Origin of the sequence: Variovorax atrisoli 110B, from assembly GCF_000382045.1 — a bacterium.
Taxonomy (GTDB): Bacteria; Pseudomonadota; Gammaproteobacteria; order Burkholderiales; family Burkholderiaceae_C; genus Variovorax; species Variovorax atrisoli.
This window is the reverse complement of record NZ_KB907452.1, coordinates 66,288-79,037: the sequence shown is the minus strand read 5'-3', so window position 1 is coordinate 79,037 and position 12,750 is coordinate 66,288. Positions and strand designations below refer to the sequence as shown.

12 protein-coding genes are annotated in these 12,750 nt (G+C 68.0%); 8 read left to right on the top strand and 4 right to left on the bottom strand.

The annotated features are described in order from the left end of the window. Nucleotides 1-38 precede the first annotated feature (38 nt). On the bottom strand, nucleotides 39-3,224 hold the full coding sequence (locus tag G369_RS0111425) for an Rne/Rng family ribonuclease (RefSeq protein ID WP_019654133.1): 3,186 nt from the start codon (nucleotides 3,222-3,224) through the stop codon (nucleotides 39-41). Between the two features lie 546 nt (nucleotides 3,225-3,770). Between G369_RS0111425 and G369_RS0111420 the strand changes: the two genes are divergently transcribed. From G369_RS0111420 to G369_RS0111405, 4 genes are read left to right on the top strand one after another with little or no spacing between them, the layout of a single operon-like run. Beyond that, a complete protein-coding gene (locus tag G369_RS0111420; protein WP_026346329.1) occupies nucleotides 3,771-4,868 on the top strand; it encodes an RluA family pseudouridine synthase in 1,098 nt (365 codons plus the stop codon). Next, entirely contained in the window at nucleotides 4,861-5,532 is a 672-nt protein-coding gene (locus tag G369_RS0111415; protein ID WP_019654131.1) for an HAD family hydrolase, read from the top strand. The genes G369_RS0111420 and G369_RS0111415 overlap by 8 nt, the downstream gene beginning before the upstream one ends. Before the next feature lie 19 nt (nucleotides 5,533-5,551). Then, nucleotides 5,552-5,923 carry a Rieske (2Fe-2S) protein gene (locus G369_RS0111410; protein ID WP_019654130.1) on the top strand — a complete coding sequence of 124 codons (372 nt, stop codon included), beginning with the start codon at nucleotides 5,552-5,554 and terminating at the stop codon, nucleotides 5,921-5,923. A 1-nt stretch (nucleotide 5,924) separates the two neighbouring features. Next, nucleotides 5,925-6,941 carry a S49 family peptidase gene (locus G369_RS0111405; protein ID WP_019654129.1) on the top strand — a complete coding sequence of 339 codons (1,017 nt, stop codon included), beginning with the start codon at nucleotides 5,925-5,927 and terminating at the stop codon, nucleotides 6,939-6,941. A 109-nt stretch (nucleotides 6,942-7,050) separates the two neighbouring features. On the opposite strand, the gene G369_RS0111400 is transcribed toward G369_RS0111405, so the two are convergent. The 3 genes from G369_RS0111400 to G369_RS0111390 are packed head-to-tail and all read right to left on the bottom strand — an operon-like array spanning nucleotide 7,051 to nucleotide 9,559. Beyond that, nucleotides 7,051-8,205, bottom strand: a complete 1,155-nt coding sequence (locus tag G369_RS0111400; RefSeq protein WP_019654128.1) for an MFS transporter — start codon at nucleotides 8,203-8,205, stop codon at nucleotides 7,051-7,053. A gap of 2 nt (nucleotides 8,206-8,207) precedes the next feature. Next, nucleotides 8,208-8,981, bottom strand: coding sequence for an SAM-dependent methyltransferase (locus G369_RS0111395; RefSeq protein WP_019654127.1), 774 nt, complete (start codon nucleotides 8,979-8,981; stop codon nucleotides 8,208-8,210). Continuing rightward, the gene (locus G369_RS0111390) at nucleotides 8,978-9,559 is read right to left on the bottom strand and encodes a Maf family nucleotide pyrophosphatase (RefSeq protein WP_019654126.1); all 582 of its coding nucleotides are present in this window, start codon (nucleotides 9,557-9,559) and stop codon (nucleotides 8,978-8,980) included. Before G369_RS0111390 ends, G369_RS0111395 begins: the two co-directional genes overlap by 4 nt. Nucleotides 9,560-9,650: 91 nt before the next feature. On the opposite strand from G369_RS0111390, the gene G369_RS0111385 reads away from it, so the two are divergent. The 4 genes from G369_RS0111385 to G369_RS0111370 all read left to right on the top strand — a co-directional run bounded on the left by G369_RS0111385 (nucleotide 9,651) and on the right by G369_RS0111370 (nucleotide 12,700). Then, nucleotides 9,651-10,208, top strand: coding sequence for a YceD family protein (locus G369_RS0111385; RefSeq protein WP_019654125.1), 558 nt, complete (start codon nucleotides 9,651-9,653; stop codon nucleotides 10,206-10,208). 173 nt (nucleotides 10,209-10,381) lie between these two features. After that, nucleotides 10,382-10,564 (top strand): 50S ribosomal protein L32, encoded by a 183-nt coding sequence (gene rpmF, locus G369_RS0111380; RefSeq protein ID WP_007830466.1) that lies wholly within the window; start codon nucleotides 10,382-10,384, stop codon nucleotides 10,562-10,564. A 61-nt stretch (nucleotides 10,565-10,625) separates the two neighbouring features. Continuing rightward, nucleotides 10,626-11,723 (top strand): phosphate acyltransferase PlsX, encoded by a 1,098-nt coding sequence (gene plsX, locus G369_RS0111375; protein ID WP_019654124.1) that lies wholly within the window; start codon nucleotides 10,626-10,628, stop codon nucleotides 11,721-11,723. Beyond that, nucleotides 11,723-12,700 (top strand): beta-ketoacyl-ACP synthase III, encoded by a 978-nt coding sequence (locus G369_RS0111370; RefSeq protein ID WP_019654123.1) that lies wholly within the window; start codon nucleotides 11,723-11,725, stop codon nucleotides 12,698-12,700. The genes plsX and G369_RS0111370 overlap by 1 nt, the downstream gene beginning before the upstream one ends. Nucleotides 12,701-12,750: the final 50 nt, after the last annotated feature.

Genomic DNA, 12,750 nt, shown 5'->3' with positions numbered 1-12,750 from the left:
CCATTGGCGCCGTTCTTCTTTGCGTTCAGCAGCAGGCTTTACTGCGGCTGTTGCGGTTGCTGCTGCTCGAACGGCAGCGACATCGAACCGAGGTCGCGGCGGGTTTCGACCAGCACCAGCGGACCTTCGTCGAGGACGACCAGCGGCGGCCGCTCGCGCGGCACGTGCACCGGCTTCGGCTCGGCCTCGATGGCGGCGCGTGCCTGGGCGATGCGTTCTGCGTCGGAGTTGACCCATTGCAGGCCCGAGCTCTCGGCGATCTGCGCGAGTTCGGCCAGCGGCAGCTCGAAAGGCTGGACCTTCGGCAGGGCGCGGCCATTGGCGGCTGCGGGTGCCTTGGCGATCGCGGCGCTTTCGGCAACCACGATCTGCTCGGCCGCTGCAACTGCGGCCACAGGCGCAGGGCGCTCGGCGCGAACCTGCTGCTGCGGTGCCTCGCGGACCTCGGTGGCGACGGCAACGGCTTCTTCGACCACTTCGATGCGCTCGGACACCAGCGGCTGCTGTTGCTGCTGCTCGGGCTCTTGCGAAGAGAAGCCTTCGGCAGCCACTGCGGCGCCGGATTCGGCTTCTTCGCGAGGACCACGTTCGCGGCGGTCGCGGCCGTAGCGGTCGCGCGAACGGCCGCGGCGCTCTTCGCCGTCGCGGCGCGGTGCCTGCTCGCCGTTGCCGTTGATGGCGGCTTCGCCGCCTTGCTCGGCGTCGGCTGCGGCAGCTTCCGCGCCGCGTGCGTCGGCTTCGGCCTGGACGGCATCGCTGCGGCGTTCGCGGCGACCTTCGTTGCGGTCATTGCGTTCGCCGCGCGGTCCGCGCTGCTCGTCGCGGCCGTTGCGCGGCTGGCGCTGTTCGCCTTCACCGGCTTCGGTTGCAGCGCTGCGTTCGCGGTCGCCATTGCGTTCGCCGCGCTCGCCACGTTCGCCTCGCTCATTGCGCTCGCCGCGCTCGCCGCGTTCACGGCGTTCGCCGCGGGCGCGAGGTGCGCGTTCGGCGTTGCCTTCTTCGCCAGCGACGGCGCCTGCCAGTTGCTGGGCCTCGAGGCTGGTGCCTTCGAGCGCATCGGCCGGCAGGACGCTGCTGCGGCCTTCGCGGCCTTCGCCTTCGCGGCGCTCGCCGCGGCCGTTGCGGCGCTGCTCGCCGTCGCGCGGTGCGCGTGCCTCGCGGGGCTCACGCGGCTCGCGTTGTTCGCGCGGCTGGTTGTTGGCGCCTTCGTTGCGTTGCTCGTTGCGCTGTTCGCCGTTGCGGCCCTCGCGGCGCTCGCCGCCTCGACCGCCGCGGCGCTGCTCGCCGTCGCGGCCGCCCTGGCGTCCGCCGTTCTCGCCTCGCTCACCGCGTTCTGCGCGTTCACCGCGGCCGCCGCGGCGCTGTTCGCCGTCGCGCGCGCCGCCGCGAGCTTCGCCGTCACGGCCGGGGCGACCGTCGCGGCGGGGCTTCGGTGCCTCGACCGGGATCGGGGACGGCGCGGGCGCGGCGACCGGCTCGGGCTTGCCGCCGAACAGGTTCTTGATCCAGGCGAAGAAGCCGGTCTGCGCCGGAACGGGCGCGCTCACCACGGGCGGCGCGGCCGGTGCCGGTGCCTCGGCCGGGCGCACCGCCTCGGGCTTGGGCGGGACCACCGGAGCGGGCGCGTCGGGCAGCACGCCCTTGATGACGGGCGTCTGCTTGTTGGTCGGTTCCTGCGAGCGGCGCGTGACCGAGGTCGGGTCCTCGATCTCGTCGGCCATCTTGTAGCTGGCCTCGATGTGGTCGAGGCGCGGGTCGTCGTGCTTGAGGCGTTCGAGCTTGTAGTTGGGCGTCTCGAGCGTCTTGTTGGGCACCATCAGCACGCTCACGCGCTGCTTCAGTTCGATCTTGGCGATCTCGGTGCGCTTCTCGTTCAGCAGGAACGAAGCCACTTCCACCGGCACCTGCACGTGCACGGCGGCGGTGTTGTCCTTCATGGACTCTTCCTGAATGATGCGCAGGATCTGCAGCGCGCTCGATTCGGTGTCGCGGATGTGGCCCGAGCCGCCGCAGCGGGGGCAGGGGATCGACGAGCCTTCGCTCAGCGCCGGCTTCAGGCGCTGGCGGCTCATTTCCATCAGGCCGAACTTGCTGATCGAGCCGAACTGCACGCGGGCGCGGTCCTGGCGCAGTGCGTCGCGCAGGCGGCTTTCGACTTCGCGGCGGTTCTTCGACTCGTCCATGTCGATGAAGTCGATGACGATCAGGCCGCCCAGGTCGCGCAGGCGCATCTGGCGGGCCACTTCGTCGGCGGCTTCGAGGTTGGTGCGGGTGGCGGTTTCCTCGATGTCGCCGCCCTTGATGGCGCGCGCCGAGTTCACGTCGACCGAGACCAGCGCCTCGGTATGGTCGATGACGATGGCGCCGCCCGAGGGCAGCTGCACGGTGCGTGCGTAGGCCGACTCGATCTGGTGCTCGATCTGGAAGCGGCTGAACAGCGCCGCGTCGTCGCGGTAGCGCTTCACGCGCGAGGCATGCTCGGGCATGACGTGCGCCATGAACTGCTGCGCCTGGTCGTAGATGTCGTCGGTGTCGATCAGGATGTCGCCGATGTCGTGATTGAAATAGTCACGGATGGCGCGGATGACGAGCGAGGATTCCTGGTAGATCAGGAAGGCGCCCTTGCCGCCCTTGGCTGCGCCGTCGATGGCGCTCCAGAGCTTGAGCAGGTAGTTCAGGTCCCACTGGAGTTCGGGCGCCGAGCGGCCGATGCCGGCGGTGCGCGCGATGATGCTCATGCCCTTGGGGTATTCGAGCTGGTCCATCGCCTCCTTGAGCTCGGCGCGGTCGTCACCCTCGATGCGACGCGAGACGCCGCCGCCCCGGGGGTTGTTCGGCATCAGCACGACATAGCGGCCGGCCAGCGAGATGAAGGTGGTGAGGGCCGCGCCCTTGTTGCCGCGCTCTTCCTTCTCGACCTGCACGACCAGTTCCTGGCCCTCGCGGATCGCGTCCTGGATGCGGGCCTGGCTGGCCGACACGCCTTCGGCGAAGTACTGCTTGGAGATTTCCTTGAACGGCAGGAAGCCGTGGCGGTCTTCGCCGTAGTCGACGAAACAGGCTTCGAGCGAGGGCTCGACGCGCGTGACGACCGCCTTGTAGATGTTGCCCTTGCGCTGTTCGCGCCCTTCGATTTCGATTTCGTAGTCGAGCAGTTTCTGCCCGTCGACGATGGCCAGGCGGCGTTCTTCGGCCTGCGTGGCATTGATCAGCATCCGCTTCATGATGCGTTGTCCTTATATGTATCGTTCTACCGGCCCTTGACGAGCCAACGATGCACGGACGACGCCCGCGAAACCAGGGAATTGCCGCTTGGCCCCGGATGCTGCCGCGCAAGGCGCGGACAGGCTTCTCGAGCGTTAGCTCAAGAAGACAGCCGGGGTGGGGGCGCGTGGATGGGCGCGAGCCAGATTCGGTGTTGGTTGGCTATCTTTTTGATAGCCGGTTGCGCAATGATGACGCGCGCTGCAGACGATTGAATGGCCGAAGCCACCGGCGCAAGCCAGTGCAGGCACATTCGAATCAGCAGCATCAACACAACAAGGGACTCGCTTCGATCCGCCGGCAGCTTGGAAGCTGCAGGCTGGGGTATTCCGTATCGGTGTTTCGTGGGTGTCGGCTTGACTTGGGCGCCTTGTCTGCCACTTTGCGCGATTGCGCGGGGTTTGCAGCTCGGCGCCAAAGCGGCATCGACCTACCTGCGCCGCCCTGGGTATTTGATGGCAGTGGACTAAACTTCTGTCTAATCAAGCACTTACATGACCGCGCTGGTGAAAAACATTATAGGTGCGAAGCAAGGGCCTGCGGCTGCTCGAAATCCCGCAGGTTCCAAGGCCCCCGACGAAGCCGGGGCGCCGCATTCGGCCATCAGATTCCTCACGGTCGACGCCGAATCCGCCGGGCAGCGGCTCGACAACTTCCTTTTCCGCCATCTGAAAGGCGTTCCGAAGACGCACGTCTACCGGATCATCCGCTCGGGCGAGGTGCGCATCAACAAGGGCCGGGTGCAGGCCGAGACCCGCATCGAGGCCGGCGACGTGCTGCGGCTGCCGCCCATCCGTATTTCCGAGCGCGCCGAAGAGGGCGCGACTCCGCCCGCGCCTGCGCGCGAATTCCCGGTGCTGCTGGAAGACGATGCCGTGCTGGCCGTCGACAAGCCGGCCGGCGTGGCCGTCCATGGCGGCAGCGGCGTGAGCTTCGGCGTGATCGAGCAGCTGCGCACCGCGCGGCCCGGCGCGAAGTTCCTGGAGCTGGTGCACCGGCTCGATCGCGAGACCTCCGGCATCCTGCTGGTCGCCAAGAAGCGCAGCGCGCTGGTCGCGCTGCAGGACCAGTTCCGCGAGCGCGAGACCGGCAAGACCTATCTGGCGCTGGTCGAAGGCGACTGGCCCGCCAACAAGAAGGTGCTCGACGCGCCTCTTGCCAGGTATCTGCTGCCCGACGGCTCGGCCGGCGCGGGCGAGCGCCGCGTGCGCGTGGTCGCCAAGGATCACCCGGACGCCATGCGCGCCGTCACGCTGGTGCGGGTGCTGGCCAGGCTCTCGCTGCCGGGTGAATCGGCTCCGATGTCGCTGCTGGCGGTCACGATCAAGACCGGCCGTACGCACCAGATCCGCGTCCATCTCGCCTCGGCCGGTCATCCGATCGCGGGCGACGACAAGTACGGCGAAGCCGGACGCCAGCGCGCGCTGCACAAGCTGGGCCTGCGGCGCATGTTCCTGCATGCGTGGCGGCTGCAGTTCAACCACCCCGCCAGCGGCGAACGCGTGGCGCTGCAGGCCGGCCTGCCTCCCGAGTTGCTCACGCTGATGCCCCCGGCCGCCCTCGAGGCGATGACCCAACACCCCACATCCAAGGTCCATGACTGATTCCAACAAACCCCTGCGCTTCGACCTGATTGCATTCGACTGGGATGGCACCCTCTACGACTCCACCCGCCTGATCGTGCGCTGCATCCAGGCCGCGGTGATCGACGTCGGTGGCGCCAAGCCGAGCGAGAACGACGCCGCCTGGGTCATCGGCCTGGGCCTGGCCGAGGCGCTCGCGCGCGCGGCGCCCGACGTGCCGAAGGAGAAGTACCCGGAGCTCGGCGCGCGCTACCGGTACCACTACCTGCAGCACCAGGACGACATCGTGCTGTTCGACGGCGTGCTGCAGATGCTCGACGCCCTGCGCGAGCGCGGCCACCGGCTGGCCGTGGCCACGGGCAAGTCGCGCCGCGGCCTCAACGAGGCACTGAGGTCGGTCGCGCTGCGCGACCGCTTCGACGCCTCGCGCACCGCCGACGAGACCTTCGGCAAGCCGCATCCGCGCATGCTGCTGGAGCTGATGGAAGAGCTCGACGTGCCGCCCGAGCGCACCCTGATGATCGGCGACACCACGCACGACCTGCAGCTCGCGCAGAACGCCGGCTGCGCCAGCGTGGGCGTGAGCTACGGCGCGCACGAGCCCGAGAGCTTCGACGAATTCAAGCCGCTGCACGTCGCCCACTCGGTGGCGGGTCTGCAGGCCTGGCTGCTCGAAAACGCCTGAACCTGATGAAGATGCCGCCGTGAGCGATCAAGAACGCATTCCGCTGTGCAACGCCTCCGACCTGGCCGAAGGCGGCCTGGCGGTGCCCTTCGACGTGGTCTACGGCGGCGAGACCTGCCGCGCCTTCGCGATACGTTTCGAAGGCCGGCCACATGCGTTCCTCAATCGATGCAGCCACGTCGCGATGGAGCTCGACTTCCAGCCCGACCGCTTCTTCGACGACACCGGCCAGTGGCTGCTGTGCGCGACGCACGGCGCGGCCTACCGGCCCGACACCGGCGAATGCGCCGGCGGCCCGTGCCGTGGCGGCCTCGTGAAGATCGCGCTGAGCGAGCATGACGGCGTGGTGCACTGGCATACTGACTGGAACCTTCACCCCCTGACCTTCTGACATGACCGACCCGACCCGAACCGAACCCTCGGGGTTCGAACCATTTGAACGGGCCCCTTCCACGAACATGGCCAAAGATCCCACGCAGCGCCCCGGTTGGGAGCGCGCCACCCTCGAGAAGCTCGCCTTCGCCTCGCTGAACGAGCAGAAGGCCGCGCGCCGCTGGAAGACCTTCACCCGCCTGGCCTGGCTGGCCTTCTTCGTCTTCCTGGCCTGGGCTGCGTTCTCGCGCAGCACTCCCAGCACGGCGAAGACCTCGGCCCACACGGCGGTGGTCGAGATCAAGGGCGAGATCGCCAACGGCAGCGATGCGAGTGCCGAGTTCGTGGTCGCCGCGATGAAGACCGCCTTCGAGGACGAGGGCGCCAAGGGCGTGGTCCTGCTGATCAACTCGCCCGGCGGCAGCCCGGTGCAGGCCGGCATCATCAATGACGAGATCAAGCGCCTGAAGGCCAAGTACAAGAAGCCGGTGTATGCCGTGGTCGAGGAGACCTGCGCCTCGGCGGCCTACTACATCGCCGCCGCAGCCGACAAGATCTACGTCGACAAGGCCAGCATCGTCGGCAGCATCGGTGTGCTGATGGACGGCTTCGGCTTCACCGGCGTGATGGAGAAGGTCGGCGTCGAGCGCCGCCTGCTGACGGCCGGCGAGAACAAGGGCTTCCTCGACCCGTTCAGCCCCATGAACGACGCGCAGCGCGCGCATGCGCAGACCATGCTCAACCAGATCCACGCCCAGTTCATCAATGTGGTGAAGGCGGGCCGCGGCGACCGCCTGAAGCTCGACACCCCGGGCCTGTTCAGCGGCCTCTTCTGGAGCGGCGAGCAGGCCGTCGAGTACGGCCTGGCCGACCAGCTGGGCAACGTCGACTACGTGGCCCGCGAAGTGGTGAAGGCCGAGGAGGTGATCGACTACACCCGGCGCGACAACGTGGCCGAGAAGCTGGCCAAGAAGTTCGGCGCTGCGATGGCCGAGACCACCGTGCGACTGATGCACACGACGCCAGTGCTCAGATAACCCGGGGCGCTGCGCGCTTCGTTTCGCTTCGCCAACATCCTTGCAGGGGCAACACCGGAGGCCCGGCATAGCCGGTTCCCCGGTGTTTCGCGAAAGATCCTGCCTTCTTTTAGCTGCTGTGCTTGCTGCTGGCGGTGTAGCGCGCCGATGCCGCCAGCGCCGCGGCGAAGATCACCACCACATAGAGCGCCGCCGTCAGCGAGGTCGCGCGCGCCAGCAGGCCGATCACCGCCGGGCCTGCCATGAACCCCAGATAGGCCACCGCCGAGACCGACGCGATGCCGCGTGCCGGCTCGATGCCGGGCACCTTCGCCGAGGCCGAGAACAGGATCGGCACCACATTGGCAAAGCCCACCCCCACGCCGGCGAAGCCGACGAGCGCCAGCCACGGCAGGTCGGTGATCAGCACCATCGCCATGGCGCCTGCGGCCAGCAGGCCGCTGCCGAGCAGCAGCACGTGCGGCGCGAAGCGTGCGCGCATCGCGTCGCCGCCGAAGCGCGCGGCCGCCATCGCCGCCGAGAAGCTTGCGTAGGCCAGTGCGGCCTGCTGCTGCGGGCTGCCGATCTCCTGCTGCATGTAGAGCACGCTCCAGTCGTAGATCGCGCCCTCGGCGATCAGGCCCAGTGCGGCAAGCACGCCCAGCACCGCGAGCGTGCCGCGGGGCAGCAGGAACCCGTGATCAGCTTCCGCGGCGTCACTGGTGGCGGGCCGGGGCAGCATGCGGGTGGCAGCCACTGCGACCAGCGCCGTCATCGCTGCCGAGACCACCAGCAGGTGCGCCTGCGCGCCGAGCCCGGCCGCCAGCGCGGCGCTGCCGCTCGCCGCGCCGGCCATGCCGCCGAGGCTGAACATGCCATGCATGCCGCTCATCAGCGGCGTGCCGCCATGCAGTTCGAGCTGCGCGGCCTCGGTGTTGATGGAGACGTCGAACACGCTCGTCACCAGGCCGAATGCGGCCAGCAGCACCAGCAGCGCCGCGTAGCCCGGCATGGTGATCAGGCCGGCCAGCAGCAGCGCATAGACGACGCCGCAGAGGCCGGCCATGCGGCGCGGTCCTTGGCGGCCGATCCAGCGGCCCGCGCTGGTCAGGCCGAACATGGCGCCAGCGCCGGCCGCGAGCATCGCCAGGCCGAGCTGGGCCTCGTCGATGCCGTAGTGCGCCTTGACCGTGGGCACGTGCACGCCCCAGGTCGCGAAGATGAAGCCGGCGGCGAAGAACTGCGCGCGCGATGCCCAGCGCGTGGCTGAAGTGATGGCCGCCATGGTCAGCGGCCGATCGCGAACACGGCGGGCAGGCGTTCGTCTGTCGTGGGCTGGGGCTTCGCGGCGCGCCAGGACTTGACCGTCTCGCTGCGCACTTGGGCGTTGGCGAGCGTCAGGCCCCGCGCGACGGCGAGGCGGGTGTTGTGCTGCAGCGTCTGCACCAGCGCCTGCAGCAGCGCGGCGTTGCGATAGGGCGTTTCGATGAAGAGCTGCGTCTGGCCCGACTTGAGCGCCAGCGCCTCCAGTTCGCGGATGCGGGCCTGGCGCTCGCCTGCGTCCTGCGGCAGATAGCCCACGAAGGCGAAGTTCTGGCCGTTGAGCCCGCTCGCGGCCAGCGCCAGCAGCAGCGAGACGGGGCCGGTCAGGGGCACCACGGCAAGGCCGAGGTCGTGCGCGGCGCGTGCCACCGACGAGCCCGGGTCGGCCACCGCCGGCATGCCGGCCTCGCTCATCAGGCCGATGTCGTGGCCTTCGAGGGCGGCGGCGAGCAGCGGGCGGGCGTCGAACTGGCCGGCATGATCGCCTTTCTTGTGCACTTCGCGCGGCAATTCCTGGATGTTCTGCGCCTGCAGCGGAGCGGCGAGCGGCGCGACGGCGTCGATGCGCTTGAGGTAGGCGCGCGCGGATTTCGCGTTCTCGCAGATCCAGTGCGTGATGCCGGCGGCCGTCTGCAGGGTGCCCAGCGGCAGGGCGTCCTGCAGCGGGGCCTGCGCTTCGCAGCCGAAATCGAGCGGCGCGGGGACGAGGTAGAGCTTGCCTTTTTCCTTCTGCGTCATAGGAGATCGACCCCCGCGGCGCGCAGCATCCGGCATGTTCTTATCAGCGGCAGGCCGACCAGCGCGGTCGGGTCGTCGCTGTCGATGGCGTCCAGCAGCGCGATGCCCAGGCCTTCGCTCTTGGCGCTGCCGGCGCAGTCGTAGGGCTGTTCGGCCTGCAGGTATTGTTCGATGGCGGCATCGCCGAGGTCGCGGAACACCACGCGCACGGGGGCGATGTCGCGCTGGACGAAGCCCGTTGCCTTGCAGACGACGGCCACGGCCGTCTGGAAGATCAGCGTCTGGCCGCGCATGCGGCGCAGCTGGGCGGTGGCCCGGGCGTGGTCGCCGGGCTTGCCTAGCGCTTCGCCGGCGAGGTCGGCCACCTGGTCGGAACCGATGACGACGGCTTCGGGAAAGCGGGCGGCGACGGCATTGGCCTTCTCGAGCGCGAGGCGGACGGCCAGGTCGTGGGGCGTTTCGCCGGGCAGGGGTGTTTCGTCCACTTCCGGCGAGTGCACGTCGAAAGGCAGGCGCAGGCGGGTGAGCAATTCGCGGCGGTAGCGCGAGGTGGAGGCGAGGATCACGGTGCGTTGCATGGCGACGATTGTGCGTGAGGCGCCCGAAACCCCGAGGCATGCCGGACGACCCCCATGTCGACAGGGCGGCCGGCGCGCTAGACTGGAGCGGATGAAGAGAGAATTCGCCCCCGAACGGCTCAATGTGCCCGGTTTCGCCGCAGCAGGAGCCACGCTGGAAGCCGCCGATCCTGTGCCGAAGTACGAGCGCCTGGTCGCCGAACTGGCCGTCCCAGCACCCGACGCGGTGGTGAACTGGACGGCTCACGGCGAAGAACGCCCCGGTGCGGACGGCAAGCCGGTGCCATGGATGCACCTGGAAGCGGAGGCCGTCGTGCCGCTGGTCTGCCAGCGCTGCCTGTCGCCGGTCGACACCACGCTCGCGGTGGACCGCTGGTTCCGCTTCGTGCCGAACGAGGACGTCGCCGAGGCTGAGGATGAGGAATCCGAGGAAGACCTGCTGGTCGTGAGCCGGGATTTCGACCTGCACACCCTCATCGAGGATGAGCTTCTGATGGAAATTCCCGTCATGCCGGCCCACGACGTCTGCCCCACGCCGGTGCGGCTTTCGTCCAGCGACGAGGATTTCAAGGCGGCCGAGGAGGCCAAGCCGAACCCCTTTGCCGTGCTCGGCGCGTTGCGTTCGCGCAAGCCGGAAGAGGGAAAGTAGCCCTTTGCCTCAGGCTGGGCTATAATCATGGGCTTCGCGCGCGCCGCCGTGAGCAGCGATACACGAAACGCCAGCAGGGGCATTCCATACATGCCGCCGGGTTCTGCAGGGTTCGTCTATTGCCACCGCTTGAGCCCGCATCCAATCACCAACCTCACAGTCCAGGAGCCATCATGGCCGTCCAGCAAAACAAGAAGTCGCCTTCCAAGCGCGGCATGCACCGTTCCCACAACGCACTGGTCGTGCCCGGCATCGCCGTGGAGCCGACCACTGGCGAAACCCACCTGCGCCACCACATCAGCCCCAACGGTTTCTACCGTGGCCGCCAGGTGCTCAAGAACAAGTCCGAAGCCTGATCTCGCATCCCAAGGCCAAGGCCCGAAGCTACTTTTCCCGTAGCGTCGGGCCTTTGTTTTGATGGCTACGCCTTCTTTTCCCGAAAATACCGCTGCGCCTTCCGCGATCACGCTCGCCGTGGATTGCATGGGAGGTGATCATGGGCCGCGCGTCACGCTCGCGGCCTGCCGTGCGTTCCTCGAGCGGCACGGCGACGCCTCGTTGCTGCTCGTCGGCGCGCCGGCCGCGCTGGCGGGCTTCGCCGCGCACCCGCGTGCTCGCATCGTCGCCGCCAGCGAGGTCGTGGGCATGGATGATCCGGTCGAAATCGCCCTGCGCAAGAAGAAGGATTCTTCGATGCGCGTCGCGATCCAGCAGGTCAAGGACGGTGCTGCCCAGGCCGCTGTGTCCGCCGGAAATACCGGCGCACTGATGGCCATCGCCCGCTACCTGCTCAAGACGCTTGAAGGCATCGATCGCCCGGCGATCGCTCCGCAGCTGCCCAATGCCAAGGGCGGAGCGACGACTGTGCTCGACCTGGGCGCGAACGTCGATTGCGACGCTGAAGACCTGCTCCAGTTCGCCGTTCTCGGCTCGGCGCTGGTGTCGGCGTTGACCGGCAACGAGGCACCTTCGGTCGGCCTCCTCAATATCGGCGAGGAAGCGATCAAGGGCAGCGAAACCATCAAAAAAGCAAGCCAACTGCTGCGTACGGCTGCCAACTCCAAGGATTTGAACTTCTACGGCAACGTGGAAGGCAACGATATCTTCAAGGGCACGACCGATATCGTCGTTTGCGACGGTTTCGTCGGAAATGTGGCATTGAAGGCCAGCGAGGGCGTGGCTTCGATGATCGGTGAGTTCATCCGCGTCGAATTCTCGCGGAGCGTTTTCACCAAGCTCGCGGCAATTGTTGCTTATCCGGTGCTAAAAGCGTTCAAAAGTCGTCTGGATCATCGTCGCTACAACGGTGCGGCTCTTCTGGGGCTGCGCGGGCTGGTCTTCAAGAGTCATGGCTCGGCTGACGAGGTGGCTTTCGGCCATGCGCTGGATCGCGCTTATGATGCCGCTCGCAACAACCTGCTCGATCGCGTTCGGGCCCGCATCGCCCACGCCGCGCCTTTGCTCGCGCGGCAGGAACCGGCGGCGCCGGTCGACGCGACGGCCCTTCACGTTTGATGACTCCTTATTCACGCATTACCGGCACCGGCAGCTATTTGCCCCCACGCCGCGTGACCAATGACGATCTCGCCAAGGATCTGGCGACGCGAGGCATAGAAACCTCCGACCAGTGGATCGTCGAGCGCACCGGCATTCACGCCCGGCATTTCGCCGCGCCGGATGTCACCAGCAGCGATCTCGGCCTGCATGCCGCCCGGCATGCGCTGGAAGCGGCAGGGCGCAAGGCCAGCGACGTCGACCTGATCATCGTCGCCACGTCCACGCCCGACATGGTGTTCCCGTCGTCGGCAGCCATCCTGCAGAACAAGCTCGGCATCGCCGGCTGCCCGGCGTTCGACGTCCAGGCGGTCTGCAGCGGCTTCGTCTACGCACTGACCGTCGCCGACGCGATGATCCGCACCGGCACCGCGCGCTGTGCGCTGGTGGTGGGCGCCGAAGTGTTCTCCCGCATCCTGGATTTCAACGATCGCACCACCTGCGTGCTTTTCGGGGATGGCGCGGGCGCGGTGGTGCTCGAGGCCAGCGAAGAGCCCGGCATCCTGGCCAGCGACCTGCACGCGGACGGCAAGCATGTCGGCATTCTTTGCGTGCCGGGCCACGTGTCGGGCGGCAATGTGCTGGGCACACCGCTGCTGCACATGGACGGCCAGGCCGTCTTCAAGCTCGCGGTGCGCGTGCTCGAGGAAGCGGCGCGTGCCACGCTGGAGAAGGCCGGCAAGGCCGACACCGACATCGACTGGCTCATCCCGCATCAGGCCAACATCCGCATCATGGAAGGCACGGCGAAGAAGCTGAAGCTCCCGCGCGAGAAGCTGATCGTCACGGTCAACGAGCACGGCAACACTTCCGCCGCCTCGATTCCGCTGGCGCTCGATGAAGCCGTGCGCTCGGGCAAGGTGAAGAAGGGTGAGACGCTCATGCTCGAAGGCGTGGGCGGCGGCTTCACCTGGGGTGCGGTGCTGTTGAATCTGTAAGTTATTGCTGGTGCGTCGCGGAGCCTTCGCAGGCGCCCGCGATGCGACAC